This window comes from Caulobacter sp. GW821-FHT10A06, from assembly GCF_059415805.1.
In genome coordinates, this window is record NZ_JBWKNY010000001.1 from 298,069 (window position 1) to 313,526 (window position 15,458).

Sequence of the window (15,458 nt, forward strand, 5' to 3'; positions counted from 1 at the left end):
GACGGGCGGCTAGGGGTTTGCTGGCACGAACCGGTCTCGAAACGTGCGGAAGGTCACCGAATAGCGCAGCGTCTCCACGGGCGGGATCGAATGCTCCCAGATCTCGCGCGCCGGCCCCGTCAGCACATAGGCCGATCGCGGCGCCGGCCGCAGCGTCGCGCGCTCCCAGCGCTCGCCCGTCGTGCGCCGGAAGCGGAACGGGCAGCTGGAAACCAGGGACACGCCGGCGACGACGTCGAACTGGGGCCGGTCGCGATGCCAGCCGATGCCGGCGCCGGGGGCGTATTCGATCGCCAGGGCCTGCCGGAAGGCTTCCGGATCGCGCCCGGCCAGCGCCGCTACCCGATCGCGAAGGGGCAGCAGGAACGCCGGGATCGGCGCGGCAGGCTCCAAAGTCTGCCGCGCGAAATCGTACGACCAGCCGAAGGCCACGACCCGGCGATTGCCCTCGTAGCCGTGGAACTGGAACGGCGCGAAGGGCAGCGCGGCGATCTCGCTCGCCAGCACGGCCTCCTCGTTGGCGTCGATCAGGTCCGGCCGGTAGAGCAGACCCTCGGGGAGGCCGGCCGCCGGGGCCGCGCGGGGCGCATCGTCCAGGGTGAAGAGGCTTGGTTGCGGGCTCATCGGTTCCTCAGCAGAAGTTGCGGCTGCGCCGCGCCCACGACAGGTCGCCACCGTCCGCGCCCCGCTCGCGCAGGGTGGCCAGGACATCGCTCAGGTCGTGCAGCTTGTAGGCCACCAGGTGAACGACCGCGCCCTCGCGCTGGATGCGGCCATCCACGCCCAGCAGGTGCGCGCCCAGGGCGATGCGCCGCTGCTTTTCGTAGAGGGTGCGCCAGATCACCAGGTTGGCCTCGGCGTCCTCGTCCTCGATGGTCATGAACATCACACCCTTGGCCGTGCCGGGCATCTGGCGCACCAGCACCAGACCGGCCGTCCTGACGAACTGGCCGTCCTTGCCGTTGGCCGCCACCTGGCAGGGGACGCGGCCGAGATCGGCCAGGGCACCGCGCAGAAGGGCGAGCGGGTGGCGGCGGAGCGAATGGCCCATGTGGCTGTAGTCCTCGACGATTTGGCGACCCTCGGTCATGGGCTTGAGGTCCGGCGCCGGCTCGTTGAGCTCGGCCGCGCCCGGCTGATCGAACAGTGGCAGGACGTCGTCGCGCAGCGCATCGATGGCCCAGCCGGCCTCGCGGCGGGCCAGGCCCAGGCTCGGAGCGAAGGCGTCGGCCTGGGCCAGGCGCGACAGGGCGCCGGTCTTGATCCCGGCGCGCCGCCACAGGTCGTCGACGGCGCGATAGGGCGCCTCGCCGCGCGCCAGCACCAGGCGCGCCGCGTCGGCCTCGGCCAGGCCCTTGACCCGGCGAAGGCCCAGCCGCACCGCCAGCGCGCCGTCGGCCCCGTCCTCCAGCGTGCAGTCCCAGCGCGAGGCGTTGACGCAGACGGGCCGCACCTCGACCCCGTGGCGCTGGGCGTCGCGGATGATCTGGGCCGGCTGATAGAAGCCCATCGGCTGGCTGTTGAGCAGCGCCGCGCAGAAGACCTCGGGATGGTGGCACTTGAGCCAGGAGGAGGCGTAGGCCAGCAGGGCGAAGCTGGCGGCGTGGCTTTCCGGAAAACCGTAGGAGCCGAAGCCCTCCAGCTGGGCGAAGGTCTGCTCGGCGAAGGCCTGGGGATAGCCGCGCTCGACCATGCCGCCCACGAGCTTGGTCTTGAAGTGGCTGACACCGCCGGTGAACTTGAAGGTGGCCATGGCCCGGCGCAGCTGGTCGGCCTCGCCCGGCGTGAACCCGGCGCACTCGATGGCCACCCGCATGGCCTGCTCCTGGAAGAGCGGCACGCCGAGCGTCTTGCCCAGCACCTTCTCCAGCTCGGGCTTGGGGTAGCTGACCTGCTCCTTCCCCTCGCGGCGGCGAAGATAGGGATGGACCATGTCGCCCTGGATCGGGCCGGGGCGCACGATCGCGACCTCGATGACCAGGTCGTAGAAGCTGCGGGGCTTTAGCCTGGGCAGCATGGCCATCTGGGCGCGGCTTTCGATCTGGAAGACGCCCAAGGTGTCGGCCCGGCGGATCATGGCATAGGTGCGCGGGTCCTCCGGCGGGATCGTCGCAAGATCCCGATCGACGCCCTTGTAGGCTTTCAGCAAATCCAGGCCGCGCTTGAGGCAGGTCAACATGCCCAGGGCCAGGCAATCGACCTTCATGAACTTCAGCTCGTCGATGTCGTCCTTGTCCCACTCGATGATCTGGCGGCCGTCCATCCGCGCCGGCTCGATGGGCACCAGCTCGTCGAGACGATCCTCGGTCAGGACGAAGCCGCCCGGGTGCTGGGAGAAGTGGCGCGGGGTGTTGAGAAGCTGGCTGGCCAGCTGCAGCGTCAGCCGCAGCCGCCGGTCGGTGAGATCCAGCCCCACGTCGCGCGCGTGCTTCTCCTCGATCTCCTCGCGCGAGAAGCTCCAGACTTGGTTGCCTAGCGCCTCGGTCATGTCCTCGGGCAGGCCCAGCACCTTGCCCACGTCCTTGACGGCGCCGCGCGGCCGGAAGCGCTGAACGACCGCGACCAGGGCGGCGCGATGGCGGCCATAGGTCTCGAACACCCACTGCATGACGATCTCGCGCCGCCCGTGCTCGAAATCGACGTCGATGTCCGGCGGCTCGTCGCGCTCCTGGGAGACGAAGCGCTCGAACAGGAGGTCGTTGCGCTCGGGGTCGATCGAGGTGATCCCCAGCACGTAGCAGACCGCCGAGTTGGCGGCCGAGCCGCGGCCTTGGCACAGGATGTCCTGGCTGCGCGCGAAGCGGACGATCGAATTGACCGTCAGGAAGTAGGGGGCGTAGCCGAGCGCGCCGATCAGCTTCAGCTCGTGCTCGAGGATGCGCCGCACCTCCGGCGTCACCCCGTCGGGAAAGCGCTCGGTCGCGCCCGCCCAGGTCAGCCGCGCCAAGGTCTCCTGGGCCGTACGCCCCGGCTCGATGACCTCGTGGGGGTACTGATAGGTCAGCTCCTGGAGGCCGAACCGGCAGCGCCGGGCGATCGCCACCGAGGCGGCGATCGCATCGCGATGGCGGGGGAAGAGCCGCTCCATCTCGATCGGCGCCTTCAGGTAGCGGTCGGCGTCGCGCTCGCGGCGAAAGCCGACGTCGTCGATCGTGGTGTGCTCGCGGATGCAGGTGACCACGTCCTGCAGCAGCCGCAGCTCCCTGTGGTGCATCAGCACCCGGTTGGTGACCACCGGCGTCACCCCGGCCGCGCGGGCCAGCTGCTCCAGTTGGTGCAGCCGCATCGCATCGCCCGGTCGCCGGCGCAGAGTCAGGGCTAGGTGCGCGTCGGGGCCGAAGATTTCGGCCAGTCGCTCCAACCGGCGGGCGCACTCGGCGTCGGGCCGGTCGGGCACCAGCATGGCGATCAGCCCTTCGGCGTGGGCGGTCAGGTCGGCCCAATCCAGGTCGCATTCGCCCTTTCCGGCCCGGCCCTTGCCCAGGGACAGGAGCCGGCAGAGCCTGGCGTAGGCCGCCCGATCGGTGGGGTAGACCAGCACCACGGCGCCGTCGCGCAGGGCCAGCTCGCAGCCGACGATCAGGCGAACGCCGGTGGCCTTGGCCGCCACATGGGCCCGCACCAGGCCGGCCAGACTGTTGCGGTCGCAGATGGCCAGGGCCGTGTAGCCCAGGGCCCGGGCTTCCTCGAAGAGCTCGCCCGGCGAGGAGACTCCGCGCAGCAGCGAGAAGTGCGAGGCGCACTGCAGCTCGACATAGTCGCCCAGGTCGGCGAGCTCGTGGTTGGAAGGGGTCATCCGAACACCCCGGCCATGAACCACCGCTGCGAGCCGGTCTCCAGGTCCTCGCCGTCGCCGTCGCGATAGATCCAGAAACGCTCGCCGCCCTCGTCCTCGACCTGGAAGTAGTCGCGCGAACGGGCCAGTTCGGCGTCGGTCTTCCACCATTCCCCGAACACCCGCTCGGGCCCGTCCGCCCGGCGCACGCGCCGGCGCTGGCCGCGCCAGGTGAAGGAGGCCGGCGGCTGGTCGGGCAGCAGGGCCACCGTCTCGATCGGCTCGGGTCGCGGGAAGATCCGCGCGGGCCTTGGCCAGTCCAGCGGCCAAGAGAACGCCTCCGGTTCGGCCAGGGGCGGGGCCTTGCGCACCGATCGCTCGGGAATGTCGCTGTCGGCGCTGGCCAGGCGATAGACGTGGTCGGCCCCGAGGCGATGGGACAGGGTGTCGATCAGGCCGGCCAGATCCGCTCCGCACGGGCCGTCCTGGCCGGCGCGGCCGCTGATCGCCGCCTCGGCCTGGCGGTAGCCGAGCGGCTCGGCGCCGGGCGCGGCCAGCAGCATCCGGTCGACCCCGAACCCGGGATCGACCTTTTCGAGCGTCTCGCACAAGAGCTTGGCCAGCCGCTTGCCGTCGCGCGCCGGGGCGCTGAGGCCGACGCGCGCGGTCTCGACCCGGTTGTCGATACGGAAGAACCAGGCATCCAGGCGCTTGGCGCCCTGGCCGGCGGCCTCCAGCGCCGCGCAGAGTTCACCGGTCAGCAGGGTCAGGTAGCGGGCCAGCGTCTCGGGCGCGCCGATCGGCTCGGCGAACACGCGCTCGACCCGGATCGTTTCGGGGGCCAGGACCGGCACGATCGGCTCGGCCTCGCGGCCGTGAGCCTGGTCGAGCCGGCGGACCGGATCGAGGCCCAGACGCCGAACCAGCGGTCCCTTGGCCGTCGCCTCCAGCTCGCCGATGGTGTCGAAGCCGTGCTTGGCCGCGGCCTGGACGAGGTCGGCGGACAACCTCAACGCCGCCACCGGCAGATCCTCCAGCGCGCGGCCCGTGGCGCCGGGGTCGACGATGAACACGGCCCGCCCGCCATGGCGGGCCAGGGCGTGGGCGCCGCCCCAGGTGTCGGCGATGGCGACCTGAGCCGCGAAGCCCGCCTTGGACAGCCGCTGGCGGATGTCGATCGCCATCTTCTCCTCGCCGCCGAACAGGTGGGCGCAGCCGCTGGCGTCGATCACCAGGCCATCGGGCGGGTCGGGCGCGACGCTGGGCGAATAGCGCTGGGCCCACAGGGCCAGCCGATGCAGGGCCGCGGCGTCGCCGGCCGCGTCGAGGTCGCGCAGCACCAGGCCCGGGACGAGCGCGGTGGCGTGGGCCACGGCCTGGCCGATCCTCAGGCCGGTACGGGCGGCGGCCAGGTTCATGTGGGCGATGGCGCGGCGGCGGCCGATCCGCCCGACCATCACCACGGGGGTCTCCGTTCCGGCGCCGGGCGCGGTCTCAGGCGGCGACGCGCCCTGGCTGGGCCTGGCCGGGCTGCGCGTCCGGGCCAGCCGGTCTGTTGGCCAGCGGGGGAGGAAGACGGAGATGACCCTTTGCGTCACAGGCTTCTAGCTCGATGTCGAAGGCGTCGCCGGCGCGGCAGCGGAGAAGTTCGAGAAACCAGCGGGAGCGGCCCACGCCGGGAACGGGAAGCGGGCTGGAGGGCAGGGCCGAGATCCGCCATCGCGTCTGGGCCGCGGTCGGCTGGCCAAGGTCCGCCGCATCGGCCACCCGCCGCCATCTTCGCACCGCGATGGCCATCTGGCCGCTCTTCTCGGCGGCCAGATGCAGGCGCCGCGAGGCGGTCATCGACAGCTTGCCGACCTCGCCGACCACGCCGGCCAAGCTCGCGTGTCGCAGGCCTTCCTCCATCGAGGCCAGGACGCCGGCTTCGTCGCCGGCGTCGGCGAAGATCACCCGTCCCGGCGGCAGGCCGACCAAAGCCAGGGACGGGGCGAAGAGATCGGCATGGCGACGGCACCACAGCACCTGACCGCCGGTCCGAGCCAGGATCCCGGCCGCAAACAGCGCGGCGGACGCGCCGTAGAGCGCCTCGTCGCCGCCGCCCGCCACCTCATGCAGCGCGCCGAAGGCCAGGCCACCGCCCGGCAAGCGCGCGTCCAGAGCCGCCACCCCGAACGGCAGCACCGCGCGCGTCGCCCTGTCCTCGGCCTCCAGGGCGCGGACCTTGCGGCGAAGCGCGTCGAGCGCGGCGGGAGCGGATGCTGGGGTCATGGCCTCTTCGAGAACGAGCGCGTTCCAGCTTTGTTCTCTTCAGGCGCCGGGAGTCAACGGGTGGCGGGGTGCGGCGCAGACGCGCGGGTGGCCAGACTCGCAGTCGCCACAAGGCTTTGGGCCGATTCAGAAAATTTCCGGCACGCTCAAGCTGCGACCGCTTCTGTCGGGCCGTCCGATTGAACAAAGGCGGGCGCTCGACGGTTAGGCGAGGACCGGAGGTCCCCATGCTCGAGAACATTCCCCGCGGCCTCGGCCACGCCCTGCGCGGCGCCCGGGCCGGCTTCGACAAGATCGCCAGCGAGGATCGCGCCTTCGCGGCGGCCGCCGATACGATCGCCCTGACCAGCACCGCCTTCGAAGATGGCGCGGCGATACCCGCGCGCCATACCGCGGACGGGGAGGGCCTGTCGCCGCCGCTGGCGTGGCGGAGCTTGCCGTCCGGAACGGCCGCCGTGGCGATCCTCGTCGAGGATCCCGACGCCCCCACGCCAAACCCGCTCGTCCATCTCCTGGCCTGGGACCTGCCGCCCGATCTCGAAGAATTGCCCGAGGGGCAGTTCAAGAGCCCCGGCCATGACGGCCTCGACGAGAACCTGGGCCGCAACAGCTTCCTGGCGGCCGGCTGGCTTCCGCCCGATCCGCCCACCGGCCATGGCCCGCATCTCTACGTGTTCCAGATCTTTGCCTTGGATCGGCCGCTGGTCTTCGACGGCCATCCGGGCCGAGAGGCCTTCATCGACGCCATCCAGGGGCGCGTAATGGCCAAGGGCCTGCTGGTCGGCGCCTACGAGCGGCCGTGAGGCCGTCCGTGCGGAGCCGGATCGCCGTGGCGGCCGCCGCCGTGCTGGCCGCCGGTTGCCAGCCGCTGACGAACCTGGGTCTGGATCGTCGGCCGGTAAATCTTGCGGACCCGATCGATGCGACGACGCGGGGGCGCCTGTCGGCGAGCCTCGACGGTCCCGGCGCATGCCCCGCCTGGCTGAGGAACAACGGACTGTCCTTCCGGCCGATGGCCGATCGCGCCGAAACCGCCGTCTGCGACGTGCGGGGGGCTGTCCAACTGGTCGAGGCGCCGCGCGTGGATCCACCACTGTCGCCGGCCCGGCCGATGATGGACTGCAAGCTGGCCGCGGCCGTCGCGATCTGGCGGCGCCAGTCGGTCGAGCCCGCGGCGCGTGAGCTTCTCGGCGCCGGCGTGCAGCGGATCGATCATTTGGGAGTCTATGCCTGTCGCGGTGTCGGCGATCCGCTGACCGGGCGTCCGAGCGCCCATGCACGCGCCCAGGCCATCGACATCGCGGGGTTCCGCCTGTCCGACGGTCGGCGCGTGACCGTGGCCAAGGACTGGTCGGGCCAGGGCCCTGAGGCGGCCTTCCTGCGCCGGGTGCGCAATGACGCCTGCCGGGTGTTCGGCGTCACCCTGTCGCCGGACTACAACGCCGCCCACGCCGACCATCTCCATCTGGAGGCGGCCGGCGGACGGCTCTGCAGCTGATCGGCCTTAGCGAGGCGGCGTGTCGTAGGGGCGCTCGTCGCCGGGATCGATCGGCGGGACCTGCTCGGGGGTCTCGGAAGGCGAGGGCGGATCGACGATTTCAGGCGGCGCCGCGGCGGGATCGATCTCGGGCGGCGGCGGCGTGACGGGCGGCGGGGCGGTCGGGTCGGTCATGGGACGCTCCTGATGACGGGCAGAACAAACGTCCGCGGCGCGGCGAGGCTCCATGGCTGCGCGTGATCGACACCGTGATGACCCGTCCCGTTCAGGGCTCGGATGGGGCCAGGCGCAGCAGGAACGGGCGCAGGCTGGGATGCTCGGCCACGAGCGGGCGCATCGCGAGGGCGACGAACGGCGCCAGGGACGGGGTCTCCTCGGCGAGCTGCGTCGTGACGGCGACGATGGTCCGCAGGTCCGGCGAGACAAGCCGCCGACGCTGATCCTCAAGGCGACCGCGCCGCTTCTGATCCCCCGTGGCTGCCTGTTCAGCGATCGCCTGGTCGCAATCCAGGATCAAGCTGGCGATGCGGCGCTCCAGCCCGATCATGCGGGCGCAAGCCATGAAGTCGTCTTCGGCCATGGGCGTGGCTTTACAGGCCGACGCTGCGGAAGTCGCCTATCCGTGAGCCGAAATTTGGCGCAGATCGGGTAGGACCTTCGCGGCCGGTCGGCGAGCGCGGTCCGCGCCTGCGTGGCGCTTCGTCACCAGCGCTGGGATCGCCGGATCGGCCTTGAGCCTTCACCGCGACTAGGTCCTGCGCCTTGGGCAAAGGTCGCCCGGGCCCCTGTCGATGCGGAGAGGGCGCACGCGCGATCCGGGCTTCGACGACGTTTGATCGACCATCGGGGTCGACTTCAGGCCGCCGCCGCTTCGCGCTGGGGCGGGGTCTCGATCACCTGCAGGTCATCGTCGGGCAGGGGGCGCTGCAGGGCGGTGGCTTCCTTCCAAGGCGCGCGAAGCCAGGTGTCGATCTCCTCGGCGGTGCGCAAGAACACCGGCATCGCCTTCTTGTGGAACGGCTTGACCACGGCGTTGGCGTCGGTGGTCAGGAAGCCGTAGAGCTCGCATTCCTCCCAGCCGGTCTTGATCTTCTTGACGCAGGCATGGGCCGTCCAAACGCCGGCGAAATAGGCCAGCGGCCGCGCTTCGTTCAGGGCGAACCACACCGGTTTGAGCGACTTGGTCAGGTCCTGGTCGGGCTCGCTGAAGGCGGTGATCGGCACCACGCAGCGGTGCTCGATCCCATGCCAGCGCCGCCAGTGCGGACTTTCCAGGTTGCGGATGTTGGTGACGCCGGGGTCGGGCTCCATGCGCAGCAGCTCGGCGAAGTCGTAGGGCTTGCCCTGCTTGTCCAGGCGATCGGCGCGCTTGCGCGCCAGCTCCTCCAGCCGGTTGCGGGCCGACGGCATGCCCCAGCGGGCGAAGTGGACTTCGTGTTCACCGTCGTGACCCAGCCTCACGGTCGGCGACCGATAGTCGGGATAGGCGAACTGCTTGTAGTAGAGGTCGATGTTGGCGGATGAGAACGGCACGCCGCCCGGCAGGCTGAGGTGGCGGCCCAGGAGATCCTCGTGGGCCTTGGCCCAACCGAAGATGTCGTAATAGAGCTCATAGAGATTGCACACCGGTCGCTGGTCCTTCCGTGTCCGGACCAGACGCTAAGCGATCGGCCGGCGAGCGCAAGCCGGGGGACGCGGGCCGGAAGACAGCCCGGCCTACCGCAGCTGGCTGTCCTTGCTGCCGCGCCGATTGATGCCGCCGATCACCACGCGCTTGTCCCGGCCCGACTGGCAGGCGACGCAGGTTCGCGCGCCCGGCAGGGCGCGGCGCCGGGCTTCGGGAATGTCTTCGCCGCACTCGTCGCAAAACAGCGAGCCCTCTCCAGTGGGCAGGCGCGCGCGGGCGTGCAGGACCCCGTCGGTGACCGTGTCCTCGATCTGGTCGAGGACGCCTCCGTCATGTGTCCATCCGCCAGCCATGCCGCGTTGATCTCCTGACCTTTACAGGTGGTTAGATGGGGCTTTTACGGTCCGGATCCAGATGACGGAGACGGCGCCTGACCCCGGCAAATCGCCGCATGGGAACGCGGAGAGCGTCAATCACGGACCGAGTGCGTGGGCTATGTCTCGGCTTCGAGGAGCGCCAAGGCCTTCTTCAGGGCCTTGTCCTTCTGATCGCGCCGCTCTTGTTTCGCGCGACGTCCAAGCTCAACGATCGTCTCACTATTGAGGTGCTCACGTCGCCGGCCGTGCCAGGCTAGATCGCCGATATTGTCGTCGATGTCGTATTCGATGAGGTCCGGCCACGACAGATGGGGCCGGCGTCGACGGCGCACCCCCTCGGGGGAATACCAGCGATTGACGACGACCACAGAGTCCTTGGGTGGCGTGCAGCGCTTGGCCTTGTTGAGGGGAAGCGCCAACAGAAACGCCAGCGCGCTTTCCGCCAGATAGAGCGGCGGCGACCACTTGCGCGCGTGATGGCTGGCCTTGCGGCCCGCGACGGCCTGCGAGGTGACAATTCCAATGAAGAGTCGAAGGTTGTCGCGCTTGAGCACCGTCTGGATGGGATGCTTGCCGTCGAAGCGCGCCGTCAGATCGGTCGTGATGCCCACATACTGGATATGGACCTCCCGCTGACGTGGTCGTGAGCCGATGGCCACGTAAAGCGCCTCTCCGACGCGCCATTCGCCCGCCGCCTCCTCCAGTGCTGCGATTGTCGCGAAGGGGCCGTACCAGTCGATCACGGAAGCATAGGGCAAGGCGTTGTTCCCAACCCCAGTTGCGGGGGCGTTATCAGACGCTACCGTTGATCACAGTCAAGCTCCAGCACCCGCTTGAGTTTCACGGCAGGCACGGCCTATCGTTGGACGGGGGACGCAAAATGCCAAGTTCGACAATCGGGAGAAAACCCGGCGCTAGCGGCGATCCAGCGTTCGCGACCCCGGTCGGGTGGGCCTAAAATGATCGATCTTGATTACCGCGCTGATCTGCTGGGCAACATCCAGCAGGCGCTGACCGGCCTGCAGGGCTTTGAAGTCATGGCGCTGGAACTGGTCCAGAACGCCGACGATGCCGGCGCTGCTAAGCTCGTGTTCGACGTGCGTGATGACGCCTTGGTCGTGCGCAATGACGCCCGTTTCACCCGTTGCGACCTAGCTAGCGTCCAATGCCCGTGGGAAGAGGGCGGCGATCCGGACGGCGCCCTGCGGCCCTGTAATTTCCACGCGATCTCGTTGATGGGCGCGCGCAGCAAGATGCGAACCGGCTCACAAATTGGCCGGTTCGGCATCGGCTTCGTGTCCGTCTACCAGATCACCGACGAGCCCATCATTCGCTCGGCGGGCGTGGAGATGCGGCTCGACCCATATCTGGGTAAGAGCCTCACCAGCGGCATACCGATCGCGCCTGTCACCGAGTTCGAGCTTGGCTGGGCTTCAGCGCCGTCGAGGATCAGGGCTGGTTTGAACGCCTCGATCACCCCCGACGACGTCGTTCCAAAAATGGTCGCGGCCGTGGCCGAGGTTATGTCGCGCGGCCTGCTGTTCTTGCGACATTTACAGCGGGTCGAGCTGCACCAAAACGGTGTGCTGCAGAACGCGATGACTCTGGCCAGAGCCGATGGCGTGGTCACGATCTCAACTCACCCGGCCAGTGGCTCCCAAGCCTGGCGCGTGCTGCAGAAGGACGCGCGGCCTCTGGCGGAGGAGCGGGGTCTTTATCGCGACTACCCCGCGCTGCGGGATCTTGATCGGTCAACGGAGGTGCAGCTCGCGATCCCGCTGGGCGATGAGCCTGTCGATGGTCGGCTCTACGCCTACCTGCCGACCGATCAATCGTCCGGGCTGCCGCTGCACATCAACGCTGATTTCTTTCCCCACTCCAGTCGGCGGGCGATTGTCCTAGACGGGCTGCAGCACGATCGGCCCTGGAACGAAGTCCTTCTGGAAACCGCGGCGACCGCGATCGCCGAGAGTTTCGACAGCTTGCGCCAAGACCTAGGACATCGGCGTTTGTGGGCGCTGGGCGGAGCGGCCTATGCGATGCGGGAGAAGCGGGCGTTCGAGCCGTTCTGGACGCAGTTCTCCGAAGCCGCGTCACAGATCGACAGCATCTGGACGATCAAGGACGAGTGGCGACCGGCCAGTGAGGCGCTGTTGGCCGCCGAAGCGCTGAGCACCGACCAGAAGATTGCGGTAGCGGACCTTGGCCTGGATATCATCCATGACGATCTGAGGGGCCACTACAACGCCCTGCAGACCTTGGGGGCCAAGCCGCTGCGCTTGCCCGCGGTCGTTGACCGTTTGGACGCCCTGTTTACCGCGACCGAAACGTCGCACGTTTCGCTCGTGCCTCTCTGGCAAGCCGTGGACTATCTGGGCGCCAATTTCGGCCAACCGCCATTTGCGTCGCCGGCCGTTGTCGAGCGTCTGAAACTCATTCCATTTTGCCGGGACGTGGACGGCGCCCGGGGGGCGCCCAAAGATCTCTGGCGACCAGCTGATGGCGTGAACGCGTCCGATGTCCGCGCCTATATCCGCGATTGTCGCTTCGCGGACCCCGAGGTCCTGTCGCTCAGTTGGTTGGGACCAAAAGTCGACGTTTATGATTTCGACGACCTAGCGCGGGATCTCGCTGCGACGATCAGCTCGACCGAAGACGCCACTCGAGTGATTGGCCCGACCCTCATCGAAGCCGAGCGCTTCTACAATCTACTCTCTGCCTTCGACTCCAAGCCGGATAGCACCGCGCGTTTGGTTCTCGCTGAGACGCCAATCCTGCGGACGGGCCTTGGCTTCCAGGTTCCTCAGCACGTCCAGATGCCCGGCGGGTTCGTTGATCCCATCGGCCACTTCGACTTGATGGATATGTCGATCGTCGACGACCGGATGCGCCGCGTGGCCCGCGACAGCCTAGGTGTCGGCGTGCTGACTTTTCAGGCTTATGTCCAGGATCATCTGGAGACCATTCTCGCCAGCGATCCCGGTCCGGCGCCATATCGCGACCTGCTCACCCAGATTGCCCGACATTCATCCCAGTTGGACGTAGACGGAGGCATCCAAGCGCTGGCGAATGTCGCCTTCATCCGCAACCGGGCGGGCGGCTGGTCGCGACCCAGCGACTGCTACTATTGGACCCCCACCTTAGACGCCTTGCTTGGCGAAAGCGGCAGCCATTGGGTTGATGAAGGTTGGATGCCTTCAGGATTGGATGGAGCCCGCCTAAGAGACCTTTTTGAAGTTCGACTGGGAATGGAAACTCGGGTTTCCATGGCCGATGCGGCGGGGAGGATCGCCGCCATCGTCGCGTCGGAATGGTCCGAGGCGTCGATACGAGTCGTCAACAGAGTAACCCGCTACATCTTGGATCGGTTCGTGGGTCTGTCACCCGACCATAGGCTCGCGCTTAGGCCGCTTCAGACCCTGAAGTGGATACCCGCTTCATTGAATGGCGAGCTCTTGGCTGAGCCGATGGCGCCAAACCAAATATATCGCGCGGTCCGGGCCCAAGGCTTTTCGTCTCAGGCGCCGGTGGTTGAACTGCCGGTCTTGCGCGGCACGACGGCGCGGTCGTTGGGTGACTTCCTCGACTTTCTGGAGATGCCGCTGCAGCCTGCCACCGCAGTCGTCGTCGGCCACCTGCAGGCCTGTATGACGCGAAACGCTCCGGCCCACGACACGGTCTACGCAATGCTGCAGGAGGGGCTGCTGAGAGGTGACACCGCCGCTATCGATGCCCTCGTCGGTCAGGCCTGCATCTATGACGGCGAAAAGGAACGTTACTACCTGCCGCGCGAGGTGTTCTGGACCCATCCACCGTTCGGGGGGCGATGGCACAACGCCACCGAACGCATGCGCACCCGCATGGAGGTCTACAGCTACCTGGGAGTGAAGCAATCACCCACGGCTGAGGACTATGCTTACCTGCTGGTCGAGATCGGTCGGCAAGGTCAGGTCGGCGCGGAAGACGTGGCTGTCCACACCCAATGTCTTTTGCGCCTGGCGACGGACCTGGAGTCTGATCCTTCAGTTGAGACGGTGTTGGAAGACATCGCCGGCCAACCCGTGCTCCTCAACCTTCTCGACACCTCTATCCTTCCCCACGCTGCGGTCTGGCTCGACAGCGAGGCGCTTTCGACGCCGTTCCAAGGCGGTCTCGATGCACAGCTGGTGAGGCAGCCACCCGTGGCCCGGGCGACGGCCGCGCGGCTGTTCCGCGCCCTGGGTTGCGCGCCGCTCTCCGATGTCGCGCATTTGAAGTTGGCGAGCGAACCCGACCGCACGCCGGAAGACCAAGTGACCGCTGCGCTTCACAGTCGCGCGGACCTACTGCTCTGGCTGGCGCCGACGCCGGAGATCGCCTCGGCCCTTCAGGATATCCTCACGAGGGTCCAGGTGGTGTCGACCCTGGCCTTGCAGGTCCGCAGCGAACTGTTCAAATCAGAGCCGCCCATCCCGTCCTCGCCCAGCGCCGCCAAGGCGTTTCTGGACGCTGAGACGCTGGACCTCCACGTGCGCGCGACGCCTGGAACTCCGCCAGACTGGCCAACGGTCTTCATGGCGATCTTCGCTCAGCTCGAACGGTACACTCACGGCGTGGACATGCGTCCCCTGGCGATGACCGCTGCCTACGTCATGTCCTTCATGACCGCAGAGGAGGCCAGACTCGCTCTGTTGGCCTCGGAGTTCAAAGCGCCGGTGATCCCAGTCGATCATCTGCCCGCGGTCGAGGCGATTGGCGACGCGGCGCCGGATGTCGAAGATGAAGAGGGCGTCCCTGAAGACGGCGAGCTTCCGCTCGACGACGCCGTAGCTGACGACCCCGTTGCGGACGATCCCCTGGCGGACGACGTCGTGACCGACGAAGAAGAGACCGTCGCGCAACAGGCCGGTGACGACGTCGTGGATGACGAAGGTGGTTCGCCCGTTGTCGATGAAGCGGTGCGTCCAGCCGTCGAGGGCCCCGGTGTTGGCGCAGGAGAGACCGGACACGCTGTTGCTGGCGGCGATCTCCGGGACTCGGCCGCTGAAGGTGCGGCCGGTGCGGCCGGTGCGGCCGAGGCCGCCCAAGGTCAAGCCGAACCCCGCGGTGGTCAGGAAGAGTTCACCTCCAGGCGCGGGTCCGGTGGATTTGGAGACGAGCCGTACGCGGGGAACGGCGCGGGCCAAGAGTCGGGCGTGTCTTCTGGCGCGGGGTTCGGCGACGGCTACGGAGGCGGCTACGGTCGCGGCTGGACGGGGTCTCGCCGTGTGACCCATGTCGATGGCGAGGTCCGGCGATCGCGCATGCTGGCCTATGTCGTTACCGAGGCTCATGACCATCGCACCGGCGATGACGACCGCCAGGAACAGGCCGATCGGTCCAGGGAGCTCAATGCTCAGATCGACGCCGGCGCCGTGGCCGCCGTCATGGAGTATGAGCGCGCCCGAGGCTGGACGCCCGAGGAACAGGCGCATGGCAATCCCGGGTTCGACGTCGTCTCGCAAGGCCCAAGCGGCGAACGAAGACTGATCGAGATCAAGGGCCTGCGCGCCGATTGGACCGCCCGGGGCGTCAAGCTGTCCTCGGTGCAGTTCTCGACCGCCCAGGCCTATCCGGGCGACTATTGGATCTATGTCGTCGAGCGCGCCTTGGACGCCACCCAGCGCCATGTGACGGCGATCGCCAATCCCTTCTCCAAGGTGGCCGAGTATTGGTTCGACGACGGGTGGCGCGGCGTCGCCGAAGATCGTCCCCCGCCTGAAGGCGGCGCCATCCGCGAGGGACAGCGCGTTCAGCACGACCTCTGGGGGCAGGGAGAGATCGTCGAAATTCACCACGGCGGCGTCGCACCCAGCGTCACCGTCGACTTTGGGGAAACCCATGGACGTCGCCGCGTGCCCGCCACCGGCGCCCTGATGATCCTGGACTAGT

At 68.4% G+C, this 15,458-nt stretch carries 12 protein-coding genes; 3 read left to right on the forward strand and 9 right to left on the reverse strand.

Annotation, left to right across the window (positions count from 1 at the left end; genetic code table 11):
* Positions 1-9: 9 nt before the first annotated feature.
* The 4 genes from AC07NF_RS01350 to AC07NF_RS01365 are packed head-to-tail and all read right to left on the reverse strand — an operon-like array spanning position 10 to position 6,046.
* Positions 10-624 (reverse strand): alpha-ketoglutarate-dependent dioxygenase AlkB, encoded by a 615-nt coding sequence (locus AC07NF_RS01350; protein WP_494632244.1) that lies wholly within the window; start codon positions 622-624, stop codon positions 10-12.
* A 7-nt stretch (positions 625-631) separates the two neighbouring features.
* Complete coding sequence (locus tag AC07NF_RS01355) at positions 632-3,796, reverse strand: error-prone DNA polymerase (RefSeq protein ID WP_494632243.1); 3,165 nt, start codon at positions 3,794-3,796, stop codon at positions 632-634.
* Positions 3,793-5,232: a Y-family DNA polymerase gene (locus AC07NF_RS01360; RefSeq protein WP_494632800.1), complete on the reverse strand. Its 1,440-nt coding sequence runs from the start codon at positions 5,230-5,232 to the stop codon at positions 3,793-3,795. The genes AC07NF_RS01355 and AC07NF_RS01360 overlap by 4 nt, the downstream gene beginning before the upstream one ends.
* 37 nt (positions 5,233-5,269) lie before the next feature.
* On the reverse strand, positions 5,270-6,046 hold the full coding sequence (locus tag AC07NF_RS01365) for an ImuA family protein (RefSeq protein ID WP_494632240.1): 777 nt from the start codon (positions 6,044-6,046) through the stop codon (positions 5,270-5,272).
* A 227-nt stretch (positions 6,047-6,273) separates the two neighbouring features.
* Between AC07NF_RS01365 and AC07NF_RS01370 the strand changes: the two genes are divergently transcribed.
* Together AC07NF_RS01370 and AC07NF_RS01375 are read left to right on the forward strand one after the other, a co-directional pair.
* Positions 6,274-6,849 carry a YbhB/YbcL family Raf kinase inhibitor-like protein gene (locus AC07NF_RS01370; protein ID WP_494632238.1) on the forward strand — a complete coding sequence of 192 codons (576 nt, stop codon included), beginning with the start codon at positions 6,274-6,276 and terminating at the stop codon, positions 6,847-6,849.
* An 8-nt stretch (positions 6,850-6,857) separates the two neighbouring features.
* Entirely contained in the window at positions 6,858-7,544 is a 687-nt protein-coding gene (locus AC07NF_RS01375; RefSeq protein ID WP_494632236.1) for an extensin family protein, read from the forward strand.
* A 6-nt stretch (positions 7,545-7,550) separates the two neighbouring features.
* On the opposite strand, the gene AC07NF_RS01380 is transcribed toward AC07NF_RS01375, so the two are convergent.
* The 5 genes from AC07NF_RS01380 to AC07NF_RS01400 form a co-directional block, all read right to left on the reverse strand.
* Complete coding sequence (locus AC07NF_RS01380) at positions 7,551-7,718, reverse strand: hypothetical protein (RefSeq protein ID WP_494632234.1); 168 nt, start codon at positions 7,716-7,718, stop codon at positions 7,551-7,553.
* A gap of 91 nt (positions 7,719-7,809) precedes the next feature.
* Positions 7,810-8,124 carry a hypothetical protein gene (locus AC07NF_RS01385; RefSeq protein WP_494632233.1) on the reverse strand — a complete coding sequence of 105 codons (315 nt, stop codon included), beginning with the start codon at positions 8,122-8,124 and terminating at the stop codon, positions 7,810-7,812.
* A gap of 275 nt (positions 8,125-8,399) precedes the next feature.
* Complete coding sequence (locus AC07NF_RS01390; RefSeq protein WP_494632232.1) at positions 8,400-9,170, reverse strand: SOS response-associated peptidase family protein; 771 nt, start codon at positions 9,168-9,170, stop codon at positions 8,400-8,402.
* Between the two features lie 90 nt (positions 9,171-9,260).
* Positions 9,261-9,524: a DksA/TraR family C4-type zinc finger protein gene (locus AC07NF_RS01395; protein WP_494632229.1), complete on the reverse strand. Its 264-nt coding sequence runs from the start codon at positions 9,522-9,524 to the stop codon at positions 9,261-9,263.
* A 140-nt stretch (positions 9,525-9,664) separates the two neighbouring features.
* Positions 9,665-10,306, reverse strand: a complete 642-nt coding sequence (locus AC07NF_RS01400) for a hypothetical protein (protein ID WP_494632228.1) — start codon at positions 10,304-10,306, stop codon at positions 9,665-9,667.
* Between the two features lie 201 nt (positions 10,307-10,507).
* On the opposite strand from AC07NF_RS01400, the gene AC07NF_RS01405 reads away from it, so the two are divergent.
* Complete coding sequence (locus tag AC07NF_RS01405) at positions 10,508-15,457, forward strand: protein NO VEIN domain-containing protein (protein WP_494632227.1); 4,950 nt, start codon at positions 10,508-10,510, stop codon at positions 15,455-15,457.
* The last annotated feature ends 1 nt before the right edge of the window (position 15,458 follow it).